Source organism: Bifidobacterium italicum, assembly GCF_002286915.1.
Lineage (GTDB): Bacteria > Actinomycetota > Actinomycetes > Actinomycetales > Bifidobacteriaceae > Bifidobacterium > Bifidobacterium italicum.
The window spans coordinates 38,398-60,487 of sequence record NZ_MVOG01000010.1 but is presented as its reverse complement, the minus strand read 5'-3'; the positions used below and the strand labels follow the sequence as shown (position 1 = coordinate 60,487).

Genomic DNA, 22,090 nt, shown 5'->3' with positions numbered 1-22,090 from the left:
ACGAGCATATTTCGGGTGGATTGTTCGAGACCACCCAGGTGCTGTTCGCGTTCAACTCGAACCATATGGAAGGATCGACGCTCAGCGTTGAACAGACCTCCGACCTGTACACGACGGGAAGCATGTCGCCGGCGGACGGCATGGACGCGATCAGGCTGGACGACGCGATCGAGACGCGCAACCATTTCCACGCGTTCAACTGGATGCTGGACAGGGTCGACCGGCCGGTGGACGACGCCATGATCTGCAGCATGCATGCCATCCTCAAACGCGGCACATCACAGGAGCAGGACCCGGACAACAATGTGGGCGCGTATAAGGCCCGTCCCAATGTCATCGGCGGCCTTCTGCAGGAGCATACCGTCCTGGCCGCCGACGTCCCCGCCGCCATGCGGGAGGTGATCGCGGCGCATCGGGAGCTGAAGGACGACCCCTTCTCCATCGCCTTCGCGCATTGGCTCTTCGAGACGACGCACCCGTTCTTCGACGGCAACGGCAGGGTCGGCAGGCTGCTGCTGTTCAAGGAGCTGCTGCGCATCGACGCGATGCCCATGGTGATCCAGGACCGCAACAGGGGCCTGTACGTCCGCGGTCTGCGTGAGTTCGGCCGCACGCCCGGATATCTCATCGACACGCTGCTCGCGGAACGGGACGTATACCGCGGCATCGTGGAGACCATGGCTCCAGATCGCACATCCTACACCTACCACGATGCGTGGGACGGCGTCGTCGCAAGAAGAATCGAGAACCCGTACCTCAAGCATGCATGGGACGAGCTGGACATATTCGGCGCCTGCGGGGACGGCGCCGTCCCCGGTCCGCCGATGCGGGGCGACGTCCGGGGCCGCGCATAGGGGGAGGCAGATGTCCTGCTTGTGGCCGGCCACGTCCCGACGGGAGCGTGACCGACGTCGTTGCGTCAGACGAGCCCGGCCCATCCCGACCGTGAGGGCAGCGCGGCGCTGTGCGTGGCCTGCCATGGTGTGGTCGTGGACTCGACGATGGCGGTCAGATCGGCGTCGATCAGGCCGATGTAGCGCATCGTGGTCTTCGAGTCGGCGTGGCCGAGCAGGCGCGCCACCGCGAGGATGTCGTGGCTGTTGGCGTAGGCGACGGTCGCGAAGCGCCGGCGCAGTGTGTGGGGCGGCCAGCCGCTGCCGCGTTTGATGAGCGTGTCCACGTAGTCGACGCTGCATTGCGGGTGGATCCGGCCCGGGATTAGGTACGGGCAGCCGTTCTGGGCGGCGGCGAGGGATTGGATCTCGAGGCGCAGGCGCATGGGCACGGGCAGGTCGCGTCGGCGCCTGCCCTTGCCGTCGACGTGCAGGACGGTCTCGGCCCCGCGGGTCTCCATGTCGGCGGGGTGCAGGCGGCTGATCTCGATGCGGCGCAGGCCGAGCCATCCGGCGAGCATGCACACGACCCTGACGCGCGGCTCCTGGTGCGTGACGGCGCGCGCCAGCGCGTCCTCGGGGCAGATGAGGCCGCCTCCCGGCGCGTCCGGCATGGGCGGTACGGCCCGGGCGGGGTTGGCGTGCACGTCCCGGACGGCCTCGATGTCGATGACCCACTGGTAGAAGCCCTGGATCGCGGCGCGCAGCCCTTTCCTGGCGCTCAGGCCGAGGTTCGGGTTGGATACGGCGTCGACGACGTCCATGCTGGTGACGCGTTCGATGGGTTTGCCGACCATGCGGCTGAAGCGGCTGATCTGGTACCATCTGGTGCGGATGGTCTCGCGGGTGCGCCCTATCGCCTCCAAATACCGGCACCATGATTCCAATGCGCCGTCCCAGTCGTCGCGCGCACGCACATGGTCGACCGCATAGGTCCCCTTGTACTCGTTCCAGCTCATATTGCTATTCCTTTCCGTCGATGATGGAGGACGGCGGGATCGCCGTTTCTGCTCCCCATTGACGGGCATGCGTCGGATACGCGCCGCATATACGTAGACCCGTATTCCTTTACGCGATTACGTAAGGAAATACGGGCCTATGGGCGATGCGGACGACAGGGTATGATGGGGGATATCAGGAGCCGTCGGCACACGGTCGATGGAGTGCACATGGGGTCGCGAAAGGAGGCGTGGGCATGCGTTACGTGTCCGGTCTGCCGGCGCTCAACCTGGGCGACCGCAGCGTCACACCGGGCGACTGGCATCATAGCTCCATGGACTGGGAGCGGCCCTTCATGCTGGACACCTCGGCTTCGCCGTACGGGTGTTGGGGGATTGGCGACGAGCCAGTGCCCGGCCATGGTCCGATGCCCGTCGCGAACCATATCCGCGCGTGCCTGGACATGATCGTTCTGGGGTGTTTCGGCGATGTGCAGGGGATGCGTGAGTATTTCCTCGCGAACCCGGCCACCGACGGCGTCGTCATGCGGCAGGTGTGGAAGCTGCGCGGCAGCCGAAACTGGCCGTCCATCGACGCGTTCATGGGCCGTGAGTACTCGACGCGATGGCTCGACTACAAACAACGGCAGATGCAAACGAACAGGGGCGAGACAGTATGAGTGCGCAAGAGAACGGATACAGGCCTGAGCATCGTGCCGCCATCGAGACCATCATGCGTGACATGAACAGGTCGGAGGACAACCCCTACATACTCAAAGGGGGTACGGCGCTCATGCTGTGCTACGGCCTGTCACGCTTCTCCGAGGACATCGACCTGGACGCGCAACGGGCCGCGGTGCCGGCGGCGCGGTTCTTCAGGTTCATCGAGCATACATGCCGCGAACACGGGTACGATTGGCGCGAGGGGAAGAACACCCCGACCGTGCAGCGCGCATTCGTCAACTACGGCCGTGAGGACACGCCCTTGAAGATCGAAGTGTCCCACAGGATCAAAGTGGTGGACCCCGATGCCATCACCCATGTCGACGGCATCAAGACCTACACCATCAGCGAGCTGTGCGAGTTGAAGGCGTCCGCCTATCAGAACAGGGACAAGATCCGTGACCTGTACGATCTGACCTTTATCATCGAGCATTATTACGACGAACTGTCCAAATCCGCCAGGAAGGCGGCACAGCGGGCGTTGGAATACAAGGATGTGGAGCAGTTCGACTACCTGACCCGCACGCAGCATGATCCGCTCATAGACGTCGACCGTCTCGCGGACAGCTTCCTCAACGCCCTTGACATGGTCGGACTCACCACGGACGCCGGCACGGCCGGGGAAGAACCGGTCGATGACGGTGAGATCGACGTCCTCATGGAACGCTTCTCGGGCAGCTACGGCATGGACGACAACACCTCTGGCCACACTCGGTGAATCCCGGCCGCAGAGACGCACGGTAGTGGTCTTTACGCATTACAGGGAGTTTTGGTGCATGAGCCATTTACTTCTAAGAGGTCATGCGGGAAGATCACCGGTGTTGTCCTCGATCCATTCACAGACCAGATCGATCATGGCCGTATCATGGATCAGCGCATGGTACTTGAGACGACGGTGCAGCTCGACCGGGATGCTGAACGTGGTCTTGACGACTTCACGGGATTTCGGAATGGTATCGGTTTCCATGGTTGTCCTTCCTACGAGCGTTTCGGCCCATAAGCCCTTAACCACGGCTCAACGGGGATACGGGGATAAGGGTCTATGGGAGAAGATCACCGGCTATAGGCGGTTGGCGTCTCCCAGACGTTCGGCTGTGGTCCGAAGGCGCGTTCCCATGGCTCGTCGAGCTTCGCCCGCAGCCGCTCGACGGTCGAGGACAGGTCCTCCGTGTCCATCTGCACCGACATCGACGATTCGTCGTGGATCGTCACGATCCACTGGTTCTCGGCGACGGCCTCTATGCTGAAGCCGGGTGCGCGACGCTCGTACAATTCGGGATGCTCCTGCTCGGGATATTTGTCGTTGTGCCAATCAGGGATATTCGGCACGTCCTCGCCTCTGAGGCGCGCGTCGGCGAGATCGACCAGATTCTCCAGATCGATGTCCCAAAGATTGCGGGACCATTGCATTGATCCGGCCGACACCTGCAGCCTGAACGCGGATCCCCGGTAATCCCTCTCGACAAACTCGCATGTGATATCCGTCATCGTTCAGCCCTCCACCGCGTCGTCTCGAACGATGCCGGCCTGTACAATGGAAGACAGCGCCATCAAGGCGATCATCAGGGCCGCTGGGGCTGACCAGAGATCGGACGGTCACTGGTTCAAGCCCAGTCGCAGGAGCCAGCAAGCCGCCTTCGGGCGGCTTTTTCATTTCAGCGGACGGGACCGGGCGGCCACCGTATGATTCCGCCGACGCCCTGCTCCGCCGTGCCGGACGCATCTGCCATGTTCCTCCGGCATGCAGATGCCGGGGCGCCGAATTCAGCCGTCTCCATTACGATGGGACACATGAACGAACCGAACCATACGGCCGCCGTGGCCGATCCGTGGCCCGCGCCGCTCGCGACCGCACCGTTGGACGCGACCGTCACGATCCCGGGAAGCAAATCGCTTTCCAACCGTTATCTGATCCTCGCCGCGCTGAGCGCCGACCCCGTGCACATCCACGGGCTGCTGCGTTCGCGCGACACAGACCTGATGATGAACGCGTTGCGTGCGCTCGGCGTGACCTGTCAGGAGGACGCCGACGACCCGACGACGGTCACGGTGACGCCGCCGCCGAACGGCGTGTTCACCGGCGACACGGAGGTCTACTGCGGCCTCGCCGGAACCGTGATGCGATTCGTGCCCCCGCTCGTGCTGTTTGCCGATGGCCCCGTACGCTTCGACGGCGACGAGCAGGCATATGCGCGGCCGATGGAGCCGTTGCTGTTCGGCCTCAAACAACTCGGCGCGCATATCGAATACCACGGTCAGGAAGGCTGCCTCCCGTTCACGGTGACGCCTCCGAAGCGGCTCGGATCGGCCGATGGCAAGCCGATCAAGATCCGCGTCGATTCATCGTCGTCCTCGCAGTTCGTCTCCGGCCTGCTGCTCGCGGCGTCCCGAATCCCCGGCGGCGTGCTGTTGCGCCATACCGGTCGGACATTGCCGAGTCTGCCGCACATCCGCATGACGATGGAGGACATCAACGCAGCCGGCGGCGACGTGACGATGCCGGAGCGGGGACGCTGGCTTGTGCAGCCGCGCGAACTCGACCTGCCGCGGACCGTGGCCGTCGAACCCGACTTGTCGAACGCCGCACCGTTCCTGGGGGCGGCGCTCATCGCCGGCGGCGACGTGCGCGTGCCGAACTGGCCGGCGCACACGACGCAGCCGGGTGGTCTGCTGCCGTCGATGTTGCATAAGTTCGGCGCGACGATCACGCTCGACGGCGAACCATTCGACGAGATCAACGATTGCGAGATGTTCGACGACGACTTCTCCGGAACGCTGTGCGTGACCGGCGACGGGGCCATCCGCGGACTCGGCGAGCTCGACCTCTCCGCGGCGGGGGAGATCGCGCCGAGCATCGCCGCCATCGCGACGCTCGCGGACGGCCCGTCGGAGCTCGTCGGCATCGGGCATCTGCGCGGTCATGAGACGAATCGTCTTGAGGCGCTCGTCACGGAGATCGAACGCGTCGGAGCGCACGCCGAGGAACTCGACAACGGCATCGCCATCGAGCCGGTCGGCGACGACGCGTTGCACGGAGCGGTCATGGAGACCTACGCCGACCATCGCATGGCCACCTTCGCGGCGATGCTCGGGTTGCGCATCCCCGGCATCGAGATCAAGGACGTGCAGACGACGCGCAAGACGATTCCCGACTTCACCGGGATGTGGACGGCGATGCTCGCGCAGCATCGGTGATCCATGCGCCGCCCGTTGCGGGCGGCGCCCCACCATCGCGGCGGACGGCTTTCCCATAGGAGGCCGCCCGCCCATTCATATGCGGCGCCCTTTTCGTTCGTCGCCGTCCGTCGCTACGGGCGGTCACTCTCACTGGAAGCCGTCGCCGCAGGAAGTCGTTCTTACGGGAAGCGGGTGACCTCCTCTTACGGGCGGCTGTTCCTTATGGGTCGCATCGTCCATGACGGGGATTTCCTGCATCCAAACGGAGTCGGAATGCGGGGGAGGAGGGGTCCTGTGACCGAGAAGAGCGGACACTACCTGTAGGGTTTCGTCGACGGGATGCGCGCCGTGAGCCTATGCAATCCGTAACGAGATGTCGTGCACGTCATCGAAAAGACATCCCGAACGGGATATACGTCATATGCACATGCTGCCCGTAAGCGATGCGACGTCCGTAGCATGCTGCGGCGATGTGCGGGAGCGAACGGATTCATGGGCGAACTCATGAACGAGCAAACGAAAAGGAGGGACGACCCCATCCGGGTCGTCCCTCCGCGTCATATGCGACACGCGGCCCTCACGGCCGACGTTGCGGCGATCGATGCGCTCAGGCGGCGATCTTGTTGCCGTACGTGTCCTCGCCCTTCTCGACGATCGCCTGCGCGCGCTGCGCGATCGCGAGCTCCTCGTTCGTCGGGTAGACAACGACGGTCACCGAGGAATCCGGCGTGGAGATGATGCGCGGTTCCTTGGAACGCGTGTCGTTCTTCTCCATGTCGAGCTTGACGCCGAACGGCGCGAGCTTCTCGCACACCATGCGGCGCACGATCTCGTCGTTTTCGCCGACGCCGGCGGTGAAGGTGAGCACGTCGAGGCCGCCGAGCTGCGCGGTGTAGGCGCCGATGTAGCTGACGATGCGGTGGACGTAGACGTCGAGCGCGAGTTTCGCGTTCTCATCGCCCTCGGCAATCAGACGATGGACCTCGCGCATGTCGCCGAAGCCGGTCATGCCCATCATGCCGGACTTCTTGTTGAAGAGGTCGTCGAGCTCGTCGACGTCCATGTGCGCGTTGCGCATCAGGTGGAAGACGGCGGCGGGATCGATGTCGCCGGTGCGCGAACCCATGACGAGGCCCTCGAGCGGCGTCAGGCCCATCGACGTCTCGATCGGACGGCCGCCGAGCTCGGCGGATGCGGATGCGCCGTTGCCGATGTGCAGCACGATCTGCTTGAGGCCCTTCGCGGCCTCCGCGTCGATGCCGAGGAACTCCGGGATCTGCGAGGAGACGAACCAATGGGAGGTGCCGTGCGCGCCATAACGGCGGATCTTGTACTTGTCGGCGACTTCCTTGTTGAGCGCGTAGGTGCTGGAGGCCTTCGGCAGCTGCTGGAAGAAGGAGGAATCGAAGACGTACACCTGCGGCACCTCCGGCATCAGCTGACGCATGACGCGCGCGCCCTTCGCCTCCGGGCCGTTGTGCAGCGGGGCGAGGACGGCGAGCTCCTCGACCTTCTCCGTCGTGGCCGGGGTTACAAGCGCAGGATCCGGGAAGGTGTTGCCGCCCTGGACGACGCGGTGGCCGACGGCGATGATGCCCGCCTCGTCGAGTTTCGGGCCGTATTCGTCGAAGAAGCCGAGCACGCGCTTGAGGCCCTGCTCATGGTTCTCGATGCGCTCCTCGAGCTCATGCTTTTCGCCGTTGTATTCGTACTTGTAATGACCGTCGATCGGCTCGCCGATCTTCTCGACGAGACCCGACGCGATTCCCTCGCCGGTCTCGAGGTCGACGAGCTGGTACTTGATCGAGCTGGAGCCCGAGTTGATAACAAGGACGGTTTTCGCCATTGTGGCATCCTCCATTGGGTTATTGCGTTCGCCGCGGTTGCGACTTTCCACAAGACAGATTACTCAACGAATGCTACAAACAGACGAACTTCATGACCGAATATGGACATCCCGCGGTAACCGGCGGCGCCCGTCATCACGTTACGGGCGGTACGCCGCGTCCGTAACGGGGACGTGCGACCCGTAGAGCCGATGGGGATGATGGGGATGATGGGGATGAGGAAGCCCGTAGAGGGAAGTTCCCTCTACGGGCTGCATGGCGTGGATGGATCGCTCAGTCGTTCTGCTGGGCTTCGATGGCGGTCAGCGCGATCGTATTGATGATGTCCTGGACGAGGGCGCCGCGTGACAGGTCGTTCACCGGCTTGTTCAGGCCCTGCAGGATCGGACCGATCGCGACGGCGTTCGCCGTGCGCTGCACCGCCTTGTAGCAGATGTTGCCCGAATCGAGATCGGGGAAGACGAAGACGGTGACATGTCCGGCCACCGGGTTGCCTGCGGCCTTGACGGAGGCAACCTCGGACGACCATGCCGCATCGAACTGGATCGGGCCGACGAGCTCGAGGTCCGGCGCCTTCTGCCTTACGATGTTCGTCGCCGAGTCGACCAGATCGACGTCCGGTCCCTTGCCGGAACCGAGCGTCGAATAGGAGAGCATGCCGACGCGCGGCTCGATGGAGAACGCCTCCGCCGTCTGCGCCGACTGCAGCGCGATGTCCGCGAGCTGCTCGGGGTCGGGATCGAGGTTGATCGCGCAGTCGGCGAAGACCGAGACATGGTCCTTGAGGCACATCAGGAACGCGCCGGACACCGACTTGATGCCGGGCTTCGTCTTGATCAGCTGCAGCGCCGGACGCACCGTGTTCGCCGTCGAGCTGATCGCGCCGGAGACGAGGCCGTCGGCCTGCCCGAGCACGACGAGCATCGTGCCGAAGTAGTTCGGGTCCCGCAGCGTCTTGCGCGCCACGTCAGGCGTCATGCCCTTCTTCGCGCGCAGCTCGCACAGCCGGTCGATCATGACGGCGAGCAGCTGCTCGTCATCCATCGACTGGAAGCGCGCCTTGGCGAGGGAACGCAGTCCGAGCCTGCGTCCGCGTTCAAGGATGTCGTCCTGCTCGCCGATGATGACGAGGTCGCACACGTCGGACTGAAGCAGGTAGTCGGCGGCCTGGATGATGCGGTCGTCCGAGCCTTCCGGCAGCACGATCGTTTTGCGGTCCGCCTTCGCGCGCGCGAGCAGGTCGTACTGGAACGCATAGGGCGTCGTCGGCGGCACGAAGGGGGAGTCGAGCGTCTCCAACAGCTCGTGTTCGGGGACGTGCTCGTCGAACAACGCGATCGCGTCGTCGGCGTGCGACAGGTCGGACAGGTCGATGAACGGCAGCGTCCACACGCGCACGGCGTAGTCCTTGAAGTACTCCTTGAGCGTTGACGCCTGGTCGTCCTTGCAACCGGTGACGAATACGCCGATGACCTTGGTGCCTGCGTTCGTGACGACCTCGGAGCATGATTCGATCGTTTCGAGCACCTCGTCGGGCGTACGCCCGATCGTGCACACGGTGAGCAGGACCGGCGACTGCAGATCGGCGGAGACGTCCGCATTGAACGAGAAGCGTTCGGGGTCGCCGACCCTGGTCTTGTCGGAGCCGATGATGACGCGCGCCTGCGACCTGAGCACGGCGTTCGTGTCGATGAAGTTGGCGACGATCTGCTCGCGCGCCTCCTTCTTGCGCAGCCGCGCCGTCTGCAGCGTGACGCCGACGGCCTGTGCTCGCGTCTGGTCCGACGACGTGTACTTGAGCAGCGTATCGGTGAAGGTCTCGTCAGGGGAGACGGCGGGACGGAAGATGCTGGTGCTCAGATGCCTCGAGAGTGCGTTGACGACTCCGAGCGCCACGGCGTTGCGTCCGTTGCCGGGATTCGGACTGAGGATGCTGACGTTCTTGAGACTCACTGTTCGCTCCTTCTGCGGTTTGCAAGTGCGGTGATGCCCCGGGCCAATGTGGCGCCGGCGGGCAGCGTGACGGCGTTGTTCACAACCGACCATTCTACCCAGCGTGGATGCGCGCAAGCCGCCCGGCGCGCGCACACCGGACGCAAATGTGAGCTAGATAACATCCGCGATACGAAGAACGGGGATCCGGAGCGATGTCCGGATCCCCGTTCCTATCGACTAGACGATGTCAGTCCTGAAAGGGACTCACTCGTTGTCGCCCGCGGTGGCCGCGGTGGCGGAGAGCATCTGCGTCTCGTCGACCTTGACGTCCGGGTACACCCAGTCGGTGAACTCCGGGATGTCGTAGCCGTTGTCGACCGCGAACTGGAACGCCTTCTTGCGGAACTCGTTGAGCTCGTTGATCTTGTCGGCGTACTTGTCGGCGTCGATCAGCTCGAGGGCCTGAGCTTCGAGCGCGTAGCGATCCATGTCGTTGACGCGGACCATGTCGAACGGCGTGGTCGTGGAGCCCTGCTCCTTGTAGCCGACGACGTGGAAGTTGTCGTGGTTCGGGCGGTCGTAGATGAGGCCGCGGACGTCCTGGGCATAGGAGTGGTACGCGAACAGGACCGGCTTGTCGGCGGTGAAGAGCTCGGCGAAGTCCTCGTTGGACATGGCTTCGTCGTTGTTCTCCGGGGACTGCAGCTTCAGGAGGTCAACGACGTTGACGACCTTGAACTTGATGCCTTCCTTGTTCAGGGCGTCGGAAGCGGCCATGATCTCCTGCGTCGGAACGTCGCCGGCGGCGGCGAGGACGACCTGGACCTCGTCGTTGCTCTTGGCGTTCGAAGCCCACTTCCACTCGGCGGCGCCGGCCTCGAGCTCGGCGCGAGCCTCGTCGAGGGTGATCCACGTCGGAGCCGGCTGCTTGCCGGAGAAGATCGCGTTGATCTTGTTGGTCGACTTGAAGCACTTCTCGGCGATCGCGAGCAGCATGTTGGCGTCGGTCGCGAAGTAGATGTTCGTCACGTGGTCGTTGTTGAACGTCTTGTTGATCAGGACGGAGGTGACACCCGGGTCCTGATGCGAGAAGCCGTTGTGATCCTGACGCCACACGTGCGACGAGATCAGCAGGTTGACCGACGAGATCGGCTTGCGCCACGGGATCTCGCGGACGGTCGCCTCGAGCCACTTCGCATGCTGGTTGAGCATCGAGTCGATCACGTGAGCGAAGGACTCATAGGTGCTCCACATGCCGTGGCGGCCGGTGAGGATGTAGCCTTCGAGCCAGCCTTCGCACTGATGCTCGGAAAGCTGCTCGACGACCTGGCCGGTGACGGCCATGTTCTCGTCGACGAGGGCCGACAGGTAGCCGTTGTCCCACTGCTTCTTCGTGACCTCGTAGGTCGCGTTCAGGCGGTTGGAAGCGGTCTCGTCCGGTCCGAAGATGCGGAACGAATCCGGGTTGTTCTTGATGATGTCGCGGCTGTATGCGCCGAGCGAGCGCGGAGCCTCGACCTGGCCCCAGCCGTGGCCGTATTCCTTGACGCCCTTGATCTCGTACTGGTCGAGATCCGGGAGGTTCAGCTCCTGGCGGATGCGGCCGCCGTTGGCGTTCGGGTTGGCGCCGATGCGCAGTTCGCCCTTCGGCATGAACTCGGTGACGTCGTCCTTGATCGAGCCGTCGGCGTTGAAGAGCTCCTCCGGCTTGTAGGACTCCATCCAGCCCTTGAGGACCTCGAAGTGCTCCTCGGTGTCGCGGGCGGAAGCCAGCGGGACCTGGTGTGCACGCCAGGAGCCTTCGGTCTTCTTGCCGTCGATGAACTTCGGGCAGGTCCAGCCCTTCGGGGTGCGGAAGATGAGCATCGGGTAGAACGGACGCGTCATGTCGTCGGTCTGGGCCGCGGCCTTGATGTCGCAGATCTCGTCGAAGATCGTCTCGAAGAGCTCGGCGAAGCGGCGGTGGATCGACATGTGATCCTCGTTGTCGAAGCCGGCGACGAACTCGTACGGGTGGTAGCCCATGCCGCGGAAGAAGTCGTGCAGCTCCTCGTCGGAGATGCGGGCGAGGATCGTCGGGTTCGCGATCTTGTAGCCGTTGAGGTGCAGGATCGGAAGGACGACGCCGTCGGTGCGCGGGTTGACGAGCTTGTTGGACTGCCAGCCGGTGGCCAGCGGGCCGGTCTCGGCCTCGCCGTCGCCGATGATGCACGGCACGAACAGGCTCGGGTTGTTCATCACGGCACCGTAGGCGTGGGAGAGCGCGTAGCCAAGCTCGCCACCTTCGTGGATCGAGCCGGGGGTCTCCGGGGCGAAGTGCGACGGGATGCCGCCCGGGTAGGAGAACTGGCGGAAGAACTTCTGCAGGCCAGCCTCGTCCTTGGTGATGTTCGGGTAGTACTCGGTGTACGTGCCGTCAACGTAGGACTGCGCGGTGCCAGCCGGGCCGCCGTGGCCAGGACCCATGATGAACACGGTGTTCTGCTGGTGATCGGCGATGAGGCGGTTGATGTGGGCCAGAAGGAAGTTCAGGCCCGGGGTGGTGCCCCAGTGGCCGACCAGACGGTGCTTCACGTCGTCGCGGGTGAAGGGTTCCTTCATCAGCGGGTTGCTACGCAGATAGATCTGGCCGATGGACATGTAGTTGGTGACGCGCCAGTACTTGTCCATGCCTTCGATGGCTTCTTCGGAAACCGGACGATCCAGCTTCTGCCACGGGGTGCCAATAACAGGATTTGTCATATGTACTCCTGTACTCCTGCACATAGTGTGCGATTGATTCTTTCGGTGAGGACGCGGGATCCGCATGCCCCTTCGTGAGGAAGGGACCCCGTGTCCGGTCGAGGAACATGTTACGCGGACTCGCTGACGTTTTGCGTTCTTTTGGTTAGGTATGAGTGAAAATGTTAGATTTCTTACGCATTTTGGAAGATTCTGCCGATGAAATGTGAATTCGGCCGATGACTGAATAATGCTGAGAATCATTGGAATCATTGGTGTTTCAGGTGATCCTGGATTCGTTGGCCGTTCGATTCCATGTGCGAATCGCGGCGTGTTGCATATGGGCGTCCGGATGCGTGCGCAGCCCTTGCGCCGTACGTGCTTGACCGCTTCAGGGGGCGCCCCGCACCTTCGCGGGGCCGTCCGGGCGCCGCGGCCCGCGGGGACCGCGGTCAATGTCTCCTCGCGGCAGCACAATATCTATGGTGTAATGCCCGCAAGAGCGCAATCCGTCCACCAAAGGGAGTTGTATGGCAACCGGTCCTGTCCTCGTCGTTGATTTCGGAGCCCAGTACGCGCAGCTCATCGCGCGCCGCGTACGTGAGGCCAATGTGTATTCCGAACTGGTCCCGCATTCGATGCCCGTCGACGAGATGCTCGCCAAGAAGCCCTCGGCGATCATCCTGTCCGGAGGCCCTGCATCCGTCTACGAGCCCGGCGCCCCGACGATCGACCCGAAGGTCTTCGAGGCCGGCGTGCCGGTGCTCGGCATCTGCTACGGGTTCCAGGTGATGGCCCATGAGCTCGGCGGCGACGTGGACAAGGCCGCGCTCGGCGAATACGGCAAGACCGAGGCCGTCGTCGACGACGCCAGCGGCATCCTCGACGGCTCGCCGTCGCTGCAGACGACGTGGATGAGTCACGGCGTCGCCGTGAACAAGGCGCCGGAGGGCTTCGAGGTCCTCGCGCACACCGAGGGCGCGCCCGTCGCCGCGATGGAGGACGGCTCCCGCAGGCTCTACGGCGTGCAGTGGCACCCCGAGGTCCGCCACACGCCGCTCGGCCAGGATCTCATCGAGAACTTCCTGCACGGATGCGCCGGCATCCCGAACGATTGGAACGCGAAGAACATCATCGACGAGCAGGTCGAGGCGATCCGCGAGAAGGTCGGCGACGCGCAAGTCATCTGCGGCCTGTCCGGCGGCGTCGACTCCGCCGTGGCCGCCGCGCTCGTCCACCGCGCGATCGGCGACCAACTCACCTGCGTCTTCGTCGACCACGGCCTGCTGCGCAAGGGCGAGGCCGAGCAGGTCAAGCACGACTTCGTCGCCGCGACCGGCATCAAGCTCATCGCCGTCGACGCCTCGGAGGACTTCCTCGATGCGCTGAAGGGCGTCTCCGACCCCGAGACTAAGCGCAAGATCATCGGCGAGAAGTTCATCCGCACCTTCGAGAAGGCGCAGCGTCAGGTGATCGAGGAGGCCGGCGCCCAGGGCAAGGAGGTCCGGTTCCTCGTGCAGGGCACGCTCTACCCGGACGTCGTCGAGTCCGGCGGCGGTGACGGCGCCTCGAACATCAAGTCCCATCACAACGTCGGTGGCCTGCCCGACGACATCAAGTTCGAACTCATCGAGCCGCTGCGCTCGCTGTTCAAGGACGAGGTGCGCGCCATCGGCACCGAGCTCGGCCTGCCCGACGAGATCGTCTGGCGCCAGCCGTTCCCCGGGCCCGGTCTGGGCATCCGCATCATCGGCGAGATCACGAAGGAGCGCCTCGATCTGCTGCGCGACGCCGACGCGATCGCGCGTGAGGAGCTGTCGAAGGCCGGCCTCGACCGCGACATCTGGCAGTGCCCGGTCGTGCTGCTCGCCGACGTGCACTCCGTCGGCGTGCAGGGCGACGAACGCACCTACGGTTCGCCGATCGTGCTGCGCCCGGTCAGCTCCGAGGACGCGATGACCGCCGATTGGTCGCGCGTGCCGTACGACGTGCTCGCGACGATCTCGACGCGCATCACGAACGAATGCCGCCAGATCAACCGCGTCGTGCTCGATTGCACGTCGAAGCCGCCGGCGACGATCGAATGGGAGTGAGTGCAACGCTCTGGTCTGGGAACACTTCTGAGTTGCCCCTCCATCGAGCATGATTGGGTCCATTCCATGGGAGAACGCATGAACTGCCGCCCTTATGGATTGTGCTCCGCATGACGAGGCCTGCCGAAGTACGTTCGGCAGGCCTTTCTTTTTGGATGAATGCGCACTGTGACAGGCACCGTCTGGAACGGGAATTATATATTCGTCGACGGCTTGGTGCGGTTGGTTGCCGGTGCTTCATCGGAGGAGGCATGGCGTTCCAGAAGTGAGAACAGCACGGTGCAGCATACCGCGAAGAGCACACCAATCATGTTGTCGTAGATCCGCAACGTCACGGATCCGGAGACGCCGTAGACGCTCTCGGCAAGCAGGAGGGCGCCGAAACAATTGAGGGCGTTGTTTACCATGTACTTGCTGGAGAATCCCATGCAGATGCCTGCGATGGGGCCGAACAGGATGCGGGACCCGGCCGGTACCACAAGCGAGAATCCGGCATATAGCAATGATCCCACGACAACTCCGCCTATGCGCTGCAGCGCTCGCATTGGCAGGCTCGTTCCCGCTTCGCCGAAGGGGAGAAGCACCGACATGCAGGCATAGCCCACCCATACGCCTCGGGGCAGTCCTGCCAGTTCCCCGATGAGCAAAGCCATGGCCACCCCTGCGGACAGTCTGATCTGCCAGAGTCCCTTTGCGCTGGATACGCTGAATGCAGCCAGCATGTCATACAAACGAACATTCTGGAACTTCCCGTGGTGCTTGTGCAGGAGCACGGCGCTGCATGCCAGCCACAGCAGCAACGCCAGCACACACCGGCTTGCGAGCGCTTCCCCGTTCACAGGCGTCTGGCTCACGAACAGGTATCCGAACACATAGAGCCCGGCGTTGCCCATCAGTGGCTCGTCGGCAACGAGTACCAGGATGACGGTGATGAGCAGGAAGTTCACCATCAGACAGGGGACTGGCGGCCATGCCTGGGCCGCCAGTCCCCCACACACCATGGCCGCTAAGACGAACGCCAGAGCGATGACACTGTCCGTGGCGCGGTATCCATAAGGAACATGCTTGATGCCGAGCAGGATGCAGAATCCCGCCACGGCCAGTCCGGAGTTATCGGGGCCGAACACCGCCGACAAACCGCCGATGAACACGACGGCGAAGGAGACGAGCAGAATGCTCCTGACTGACATGGCGAAGATGAGACGAGCCTTTGTTCGCGGTTCCGTGGTCGCCTTCACTTTCGCCCATAGCCCATGGGCATCCATCTGAAGAAGCTGATAGAAGGCTGGTTCGTTGATGGCGCATCTCCTGTTCCGGGTGATTTTTCAGCTTCATGATAGCAGCCGCATGCCGCCTGCATGGACCGGGATGGACAAAAGGCCATGGCATGGTAGGGGATATGAGACGCGTACTTGTCATCGGATGCCCCGGCGCGGGCAAAAGCACGTTCTCGCGTCGGTTGCGGGACGTGACCGGCCTGCCGCTGCATTATCTGGACATGCTGTGGCACAAACCGGACCGGACGAACGTCAACCGTGACGAATTCGACGCGCGCCTGCGGGGGATACTCGAACGGGACACCTGGATCATCGACGGCAATTTCGCCAGAACGCTGCCGGAGCGCCTCGAACGCTGCGACACCGTGTTCTTCCTCGATGTGCCGACCGAGACGTGCCTCGCCGGCGTCGAGACGCGCATCGGCACGCAACGCGAGGACATGCCATGGGTCGAGCATGAGTTCGACGAGGAGTTCAGACGGTACATCATCGACTTCCCGCGCGAGCGTCGCCCGCAGATCATCCGCATGCTCGCCGATGCGGCTGCGCGCGGCGTGCGGGTGCGCACATTGCGCTCACGCGGCGAATTCGAGACGGCGCTCGCCGATGCGCGCACGCAATATGGGTGATGGCGACGACGCTGATCTGCCGCGTGGGCATCAGCCGCGCATCGCCCGCCGTATGCAGGCGATCAAGGCCTGCGGCACCTCCGGCGCCACGGCTCCGATCATGCGCTCGACCGGCACGCCGAGCCCGATGGAGCCGCGGTAGGCCATGAGCCCCAGAATCGCACTCGACGCGTACGTGAAGATGACACGCAGCGCGAGTTCGTCGCGGCCGTCGTCGCCCGGCAGGGCGGCCACGATCGACGGGTAGACCTCCGAAAGCGCGTCTCGTACCTTGCGCTCCGCCAACGCGCTGTTCGGCCCGTTGAGCAGCAGACAGAGCGTGTCGACCTGTTCCGGGACGACCGTCGCATGGTCATGGAGGAGTTCGTCGAAACGCTGCGGGGACGGTGATGCGTCCGTATAGGCGACCATCATCGACGCGATGGCGAGCGGCAGCTCGTATGGTATCGCCCGTTCGACCGCGGCGTCGGCGATCTCGTCGACGCCGTTGAAATGGTAGTAGAAGGTGCTGCGGTTGCAATGCGCGTCCGCGATGAGCGCGCGCACCGTGATCGCGGCGACCGGCTCGTCGAACATCCGTCTGAGCATGGCGCGCTCGAGCCGTTCGGATACCGGCTGCTCTGCGCTGTCCTTACGTGGCCGTCCCATCGCCGCCTCCCGTCGCCGCTGAACGGAAACCCGTCACGAAACCGTGGCGTAGTGGTTTTATCCAACATCATGTCCGATTATATTGTGGCGTCGTGAACGAACGACGAACCAACGGACGACCGGCCGACGGGAGACGAGCCGCGGCGCGGCCGGATGCGGGCGCGCATGTGATCGACGTGCGCGATGTGGGTTTCCGGTATTCGCGGAGCTCGGAACCGGTGCTCGATGACATCTCGCTGACCGTCGACGCCGGCGAGATCCTCTGTCTGCTCGGCCCCTCCGGCGGTGGCAAGACGACGCTCGTCGACGCCATCATGGGCGTGCGGATACCGCAGCGCGGCACGATCGAGGTCTTCGGCGAACGGGCGCCATACGCCCACGTCCGGCGCAGGATCGGCTTCATGCCGCAGGAGACGGCGCTCTACGAGGACATCAGCGCGCAGGACAACCTGCGCTTCTTCGGCGAACTGTTCGGCATGCGCGGCAAGGAGCTGCGCAGCCGCGTCGATGAGCTGCTCGAGCTGACCGATCTGCAGGAGTCCCGCAGGAAGCTGGTGCGCGATTACTCGGGCGGCATGAAACGGCGGCTCTCGCTCGCCGTCGCGCTCGTGCAACGGCCCGACCTGCTGGTGCTGGACGAGCCGACGGTCGGATTGGACCCCGAACAGCGGGTCTTCATCTGGCGGCATCTGCGCGCATTGGCCGCGCAAGGCGCGACGATCCTGCTGACGACGCATGTGATGGACGAGGCGCAGCGTTGCGAGCGCATCGCGATGATCAGAAACGGCCGCGTGATCGCCGACGATTCGCCGGAGCGGATCTGCGAGCGCACGCGCACGGGCACGCTCGAGGAGGCGTTTCTGGCGCTGGAACGGCATCGTGCGGATGCCATGGAACATGAGGAGGTCCGCCATGCGTAGGATTCGGGCGCTGTTCATGCGCATCCTCACCCAGTTCGGCCATGACCGACGCACGTTGGCGCTGCTGTTCGTGGCTCCGGTGATCGTGCTGTGGCTTCTCACGGTGATCCTCGACGGCACGGCGGCCTCGGTGCATGTCGCCGCCGTCGATCTGCCTGACGCATTGAGCGCGCAGCTGGAGAAGACCGATGCGCATATCGAGACCGTCGACGGGGAGCGCGCCGGCGAACTCATCGCCGACGGCGATGTCGCGGCCGTATTGTCGATGGACGGCGGCGCATTGCGCGTCGAGCTTGAGGGCACCGACGCCGGCAAGTCGCAGCAGGTCATGGCGGCCGTCAACGAGGCGATGGCGGGGCTGCGCGAGACGTACCAGAACGATGTCGAGGCCGCACGGCGCAAGGCCGGATCGGACGCCGAGGCGAGCATGGAGCGGCTGCGGCGATCGATGGCCTCGCAGCCGGCGGATCCGCACATGGTCGAACAGCTGGAGCGGATAATGGCGTCGTCGCAGCCTGAAACGAAGTCGATGGCCGTCTCCGGCGTCGACGTCGTCCATCTGCACGGCGGCGAGGACTGGAAGGTGTTCGACTACTACGGTCCCGTCTTCATCGGCATCTTCCTGTTCGTGTTCACGTTCATCACGTCTGGCATGTCGCTCGTGACCGAACGTACCGGCGGCACGATGACGCGTTTCCTGACGACGCCGATCAACGGCGTGCAGATCCTGGCCGGTTATGCCGGCGCGTTCGGCGCGCTCTCGCTCGTGCAGTCGTCGGTCATCCTGTGGATATCCGTCAGCTTCATCGGATTCCCCTGTGTGGGCGTCGTATGGCTCGTCGTGCTCACCTGCATGCTGCTGGCGATGGCGTCGGTGAGTCTGGGCCTGCTCGTCTCGGCATTGTCGAAGACGCCGTTCCAGGTCGTGCAGATGATGCTGCTGTTCGTCGTGCCGCAGATCCTGCTGTGCGGCCTGTTCGACCTGTCCGGCTCGCCGTCGTGGATGCAGGCGCTTGGGCGGTGCATGCCGTTGACCTACGGCGTCGACGTGCTGCGCGACGTGATGCTGCGCGGCGAAGGATGGGGCGGCGTCTGGCCGGATTTGCTGACGCTGTTCGCCTTCCTGACCGTGTTCTTCGCGCTGGGCGCCGTCGGATTCCGCAAGAAGCGCGCCCGCGTCCGGCAGAGGTGACCTGCGCCAAGCCGCCGTCCCCGGCCATTCGCGGGCGGGCGCGGCGCCCCCGTTGCGCGCGATGTGCTCCGGCGGATCTCCGTCATGCTGCATGATCGTGATGAGCTCGTCCCAACCGTCGCCGAGATGGTGTTCGGGGACGAGCACGTCGATGTCATGCGCCTCCAGGTCCATGCCCAGCCGCAGCCCCAGACCCAACGGGCCGAACGGCGGCGGCGCGAGCCCCGGTTCCTCGTTCAGGCGAAGCGCGAGATGAAGGAACTCGTCCATCATGGCGTCGTCGCCGTGTATGCAGTCGGATCCCATGCGTGTCCATCGACTCATACCGGCAGAGTTGCATCCGGCTCACGCGAGCATCATGACCGCAACGAAGCCGCCGACGATGAGCGCGATGAGGATCGCGAGCATGATCCATGTGGTCGGACGGCCGAGGTTGACGGTCCATCCGACGCCGAAGCGCTTGGGGACGAAAACACTCGCGTCGTCATGGTCGACGTAGAACACCCCCAGTTTCCAATGCGCGTCGTCGTCGCGCGGCATGCCTGCGCCGTCGTGCGTTCCGAGCGAGATCCTGCTGCCGTTCTGCCCGAGCATGACGCTGAGGGTCGCGCTGCCGCCGATTGCGATGATCAGCACATTGAGCACGATGACCATCGCCTGTCGTGAAGCGATGACTCCGGTGAAGGTCAGTTCCATGACCGGGGCGAGCATGCACACGATGAGCCCCGCTATCAGCGTGAAGACGCTCCATGCGCGGGCATACAGCCCGTAGGCGCGGGCGCTGCGCCGCGGGTCGTCCGGGTCGACGCCTTTCTTGGAGTGCACGATGACGTATTGCGAGTACACGAGCACCAGCGCGAGCAACCCGAATATCAGCGCCGGGAGCCAGATGGCCATCGGCGACTTCGCCATCGAGCGCGTCACCTGCCCGCTGAGGTTCACCTGCAGCGGGATGCGTTCCGGCATGCGGTCGTATCCGGCGTACCCGATGGCGAGCGTCAATGCGAAGACCGGGACGTACAGCAGGTTCCACCGCATCGAGATGGGGTGCGGAACGTCGCCGTCCGAACCGATGATCGCCACTGCGCGGTGCTGCTCCGCATGCCAGCCGCGTTCCTGTTTGACGTGCTGCACCTTGACGCGGAACACGAGCATGAGCGCGTACCCGAGGATGAACAGCGCGGGCAGGCCGATGATGAAGCACGGCAGGAAGGCATGATCCGGGTTGAGGCGCGCCGCGACCATGCATGCGGCGGTCACGGCGGTGGTGCACGCGACCATGATGCCGCAATACATGCGTCGGTATCCGACGAGTGTGCGGTCGTGCGACCGCGCCGAGGGGATCGTGACGGCGAAGCATTCGCCGGACGGCATCAGATACGGTGTGATCGCCAATATGACGCCGGATACAGGGATGAATGCGCTCAGGATGAGCAGAAGGGTGGTGGTTGAGGTGTGCATGTCATTGTGCCTTTGCTAGTCGGGTTGTGGGGCCGTTTGTGGAGGCGTAGGCCTGTGCCGCCTGCGCGGCTGCGTCGTCGAGGAACTCGCTCATCGAGCGGCCTCGGGCACGGTAGGCGAGCGCGAGCGCATGCAGTTCCTCCAGCATGCGCCGTGCGGGGGCGTCCCGTTCGGTGTCGTCGCCCGGGTCGGGTTCGGCGACCGCCGCGCCGGCGCGGCCCCTCATCGTGATGTACCCGTCGTCCTTGAGCAACGTGTACGCCTTGTGCACGGTGTGCATGTTGATGCCGAGGTCGCCGGCCAGTGCGCGCACCGTGGGCAATGGGTCCGCGGGGCGCAACGCGCGTGTGGCGATGCCAGCGACGATCTGTCGGTAGATCTGCTGGTACAGGGGTTCGTGTGAGGTCTTGTCGATGGTGAGCAGCATATCGTCTCCTTTTTGTTATATCTCGACTATAACCAAGAAACGAGTGTTGTGCCAGTTCATCTAGAACAAAGCTGGATCCCCGTCGATCGGCGCCGCGGCGCGCGTCATCTTGGCCGCCGGCGGTCCAGCGCCGCTCAACCGTTGGTTGAGCCGGCCGATTCAACCAACGGTGTGTGCGAAAGATGGATGTCGGCGCCGTCTTGCGGTCCGGATGCCTGTAGCGTGAATGGCGAAAGGAGCGAAGACGATGAATCAGACAACGATCGGCGCGTTCATCGCCGCACGTCGCAAGGCGAGGGATCTGACCCAGCTGCAGTTGGCGCGCAAACTGAACATCACGGACCGCGCGGTCTCGAAATGGGAGACGGGCAAGAGCATGCCCGATGCTTCCATCATGTTGCCGCTGTGCGACATATTGGGCATCACGGTGAACGAACTGCTCAGCGGGGAGGAGCTGACGCAAGAGGAGGCGGAGGGGAAGGCGGACGAGAACCTGCTCGCGCTGCGACGCAAGGACGAACGCGCCGTGCGCTGGAACCGCGTCACGGCGATCGCGCTTTCCGCGCTGATGCTTGTGGGCATGCTGACCTGCCTGATCTGCGACCTGTCGATATCGGGGACGCTTACATGGTCGTTGGTGCCCGTCAGTTCCATCCTCTACGCGTGGATGGTCATCGTGCCGGCGATGCTCATGGGAGGCAAGGGCCTGTACGTCGGCCTGGGCGCGTTGACGGCGCTCACGATTCCGTATCTGTTCGTGCTCAGCCGTCTGCTGCATGTCGCCCGCGTGCTGTCGATCGGGGCCGCGGTGGCGGCCCCCGTGCTCGTGTTCCTATGGGCGACGGCCTTCGTCTTCCGGGCATACGGCGGACGCCGTCGGCTGATTGCGTGGGGTGTCTTCTGCACGCTGGCGGCGTTGCTTGAAATCGCCATCAACCTCACCCTGTCGCATATGCTTGACGAGCCGGAGTTCGGGATCTGGGATGCCCTCACCATCGCATTCCTGCTGCTCGCATCGGGCGGCTGTCTCGTCCGGTATGCCGTTAGGGGGCATTCCGCGGCCGGATGATTGCAGTGCCGTGCGTTGTGAGGGGCATGTAGCCGGCGACTGCGTGTCCCTCGCGCATGGGAATGGCGGTTGTGGTCGGTGGTCGGGATCCTTGCGCGGTTTATCATCGCGGAAATGAGACGGTGACGATCGGGCTTCGG

19 protein-coding genes are annotated in these 22,090 nt (G+C 64.1%); 9 read left to right on the top strand and 10 right to left on the bottom strand.

The window, feature by feature from the left end:
• Positions 1 to 20: 20 nt before the first annotated feature.
• The gene (locus tag B1400_RS03895) at positions 21 to 854 is read left to right on the top strand and encodes a Fic family protein (RefSeq protein ID WP_235607313.1); all 834 of its coding nucleotides are present in this window, start codon (positions 21 to 23) and stop codon (positions 852 to 854) included.
• Positions 855 to 919: 65 nt separating this feature from the next.
• Here the strand turns inward: B1400_RS03895 and B1400_RS03890 are convergent, their stop codons facing one another.
• Positions 920 to 1,852: a site-specific integrase gene (locus B1400_RS03890; protein WP_051920880.1), complete on the bottom strand. Its 933-nt coding sequence runs from the start codon at positions 1,850 to 1,852 to the stop codon at positions 920 to 922.
• 236 nt (positions 1,853 to 2,088) lie between these two features.
• On the opposite strand from B1400_RS03890, the gene B1400_RS03885 reads away from it, so the two are divergent.
• Together B1400_RS03885 and B1400_RS03880 are read left to right on the top strand one after the other, a co-directional pair.
• A complete protein-coding gene (locus tag B1400_RS03885; protein WP_033517652.1) occupies positions 2,089 to 2,511 on the top strand; it encodes a hypothetical protein in 423 nt (140 codons plus the stop codon).
• A 62-nt stretch (positions 2,512 to 2,573) separates the two neighbouring features.
• The gene (locus B1400_RS03880) at positions 2,574 to 3,272 is read left to right on the top strand and encodes a nucleotidyl transferase AbiEii/AbiGii toxin family protein (protein ID WP_157909633.1); all 699 of its coding nucleotides are present in this window, start codon (positions 2,574 to 2,576) and stop codon (positions 3,270 to 3,272) included.
• An 81-nt stretch (positions 3,273 to 3,353) separates the two neighbouring features.
• On the opposite strand, the gene B1400_RS09630 is transcribed toward B1400_RS03880, so the two are convergent.
• On the bottom strand, positions 3,354 to 3,521 hold the full coding sequence (locus tag B1400_RS09630; protein ID WP_156100135.1) for a hypothetical protein: 168 nt from the start codon (positions 3,519 to 3,521) through the stop codon (positions 3,354 to 3,356).
• An 86-nt stretch (positions 3,522 to 3,607) separates the two neighbouring features.
• The gene (locus B1400_RS03875) at positions 3,608 to 4,042 is read right to left on the bottom strand and encodes a hypothetical protein (protein WP_033517650.1); all 435 of its coding nucleotides are present in this window, start codon (positions 4,040 to 4,042) and stop codon (positions 3,608 to 3,610) included.
• A 303-nt stretch (positions 4,043 to 4,345) separates the two neighbouring features.
• Between B1400_RS03875 and aroA the strand changes: the two genes are divergently transcribed.
• On the top strand, positions 4,346 to 5,749 hold the full coding sequence (aroA, locus tag B1400_RS03870; protein ID WP_235607312.1) for a 3-phosphoshikimate 1-carboxyvinyltransferase: 1,404 nt from the start codon (positions 4,346 to 4,348) through the stop codon (positions 5,747 to 5,749).
• 589 nt (positions 5,750 to 6,338) lie between these two features.
• On the opposite strand, the gene B1400_RS03865 is transcribed toward aroA, so the two are convergent.
• From B1400_RS03865 to B1400_RS03855, 3 genes are all read right to left on the bottom strand, one after another.
• Positions 6,339 to 7,577 carry an acetate/propionate family kinase gene (locus B1400_RS03865; protein WP_095613139.1) on the bottom strand — a complete coding sequence of 413 codons (1,239 nt, stop codon included), beginning with the start codon at positions 7,575 to 7,577 and terminating at the stop codon, positions 6,339 to 6,341.
• Between the two features lie 274 nt (positions 7,578 to 7,851).
• Positions 7,852 to 9,531 (bottom strand): phosphate acetyltransferase, encoded by a 1,680-nt coding sequence (gene pta / locus B1400_RS03860; RefSeq protein ID WP_095613138.1) that lies wholly within the window; start codon positions 9,529 to 9,531, stop codon positions 7,852 to 7,854.
• A gap of 246 nt (positions 9,532 to 9,777) precedes the next feature.
• The gene (locus B1400_RS03855) at positions 9,778 to 12,255 is read right to left on the bottom strand and encodes a phosphoketolase (protein ID WP_095613137.1); all 2,478 of its coding nucleotides are present in this window, start codon (positions 12,253 to 12,255) and stop codon (positions 9,778 to 9,780) included.
• Between the two features lie 509 nt (positions 12,256 to 12,764).
• Here B1400_RS03855 and guaA point away from each other — a divergent pair.
• Positions 12,765 to 14,327: a glutamine-hydrolyzing GMP synthase gene (gene guaA, locus B1400_RS03850; protein ID WP_095613136.1), complete on the top strand. Its 1,563-nt coding sequence runs from the start codon at positions 12,765 to 12,767 to the stop codon at positions 14,325 to 14,327.
• A 194-nt stretch (positions 14,328 to 14,521) separates the two neighbouring features.
• Here the strand turns inward: guaA and B1400_RS03845 are convergent, their stop codons facing one another.
• Positions 14,522 to 15,517 (bottom strand): FUSC family protein, encoded by a 996-nt coding sequence (locus tag B1400_RS03845; RefSeq protein ID WP_157909632.1) that lies wholly within the window; start codon positions 15,515 to 15,517, stop codon positions 14,522 to 14,524.
• 209 nt (positions 15,518 to 15,726) lie between these two features.
• On the opposite strand from B1400_RS03845, the gene B1400_RS03840 reads away from it, so the two are divergent.
• Positions 15,727 to 16,233, top strand: a complete 507-nt coding sequence (locus tag B1400_RS03840; protein WP_133064608.1) for a P-loop NTPase family protein — start codon at positions 15,727 to 15,729, stop codon at positions 16,231 to 16,233.
• 30 nt (positions 16,234 to 16,263) lie between these two features.
• On the opposite strand, the gene B1400_RS03835 is transcribed toward B1400_RS03840, so the two are convergent.
• Positions 16,264 to 16,881 (bottom strand): TetR/AcrR family transcriptional regulator, encoded by a 618-nt coding sequence (locus tag B1400_RS03835; RefSeq protein WP_133064607.1) that lies wholly within the window; start codon positions 16,879 to 16,881, stop codon positions 16,264 to 16,266.
• 92 nt (positions 16,882 to 16,973) lie between these two features.
• Here B1400_RS03835 and B1400_RS03830 point away from each other — a divergent pair, with 92 nt between their 5' ends.
• On the top strand, positions 16,974 to 17,801 hold the full coding sequence (locus tag B1400_RS03830; RefSeq protein WP_201260190.1) for an ABC transporter ATP-binding protein: 828 nt from the start codon (positions 16,974 to 16,976) through the stop codon (positions 17,799 to 17,801).
• Positions 17,794 to 18,993 (top strand): ABC transporter permease, encoded by a 1,200-nt coding sequence (locus B1400_RS03825; protein ID WP_157909631.1) that lies wholly within the window; start codon positions 17,794 to 17,796, stop codon positions 18,991 to 18,993. The genes B1400_RS03830 and B1400_RS03825 overlap by 8 nt, the downstream gene beginning before the upstream one ends.
• A 345-nt stretch (positions 18,994 to 19,338) precedes the next feature.
• Here B1400_RS03825 and B1400_RS03820 read toward each other — a convergent pair whose 3' ends face one another.
• A complete protein-coding gene (locus B1400_RS03820; protein WP_095613131.1) occupies positions 19,339 to 20,454 on the bottom strand; it encodes a DUF1648 domain-containing protein in 1,116 nt (371 codons plus the stop codon).
• Between the two features lies 1 nt (position 20,455).
• Positions 20,456 to 20,881 (bottom strand): GntR family transcriptional regulator, encoded by a 426-nt coding sequence (locus tag B1400_RS03815; RefSeq protein WP_095613130.1) that lies wholly within the window; start codon positions 20,879 to 20,881, stop codon positions 20,456 to 20,458.
• A 247-nt stretch (positions 20,882 to 21,128) separates the two neighbouring features.
• Between B1400_RS03815 and B1400_RS03810 the strand changes: the two genes are divergently transcribed.
• Positions 21,129 to 21,950, top strand: coding sequence for a helix-turn-helix domain-containing protein (locus B1400_RS03810; protein WP_095613129.1), 822 nt, complete (start codon positions 21,129 to 21,131; stop codon positions 21,948 to 21,950).
• Positions 21,951 to 22,090: the final 140 nt, after the last annotated feature.